The following is a 318-nucleotide window of genomic DNA, read 5'->3' on the forward strand; positions in this document are numbered from 1 at the left end:
GTGTAATCTTGATGTTACACAATCACTTACGCAACTTCACGTCGCACGAACTTGCCATAGACTTTCACGCCTCCGATAAGACCGACCACCGCGCCGATGGCGTAGATTAATTTCGTGCCGGGGTCGAAATACGAACTCACCATAGAGGTGGCTTTGTTAATACCTGCCAGACCGTTTCCTTGCGCAAATACGGAGGCGGTTGCGGCAATCATGAGTGCCGCAGAGATGATGAACTTTTGTCTGATGTTCTTGTTCATAAACAGTTCTTGTTTTGTGCCGTCCAAAGGGTGGATAGTCCTTTTTCGGGCGGTTGATACT

1 pseudogene is annotated in these 318 nt (G+C 48.4%); it reads right to left on the reverse strand.

The annotated features are described in order from the left end of the window. Window positions 1-47: 47 nt before the first annotated feature. Window positions 48-257: pseudogene (locus DXA54_RS28070) on the reverse strand (DUF4134 family protein); the annotation flags it as partial. Window positions 258-318 lie beyond the last annotated feature (61 nt).

Origin of the sequence: Bacteroides sp. OF03-11BH, from assembly GCF_003604005.1 — a bacterium.
Classification (GTDB): domain Bacteria; phylum Bacteroidota; class Bacteroidia; order Bacteroidales; family Bacteroidaceae; genus Bacteroides; species Bacteroides ovatus.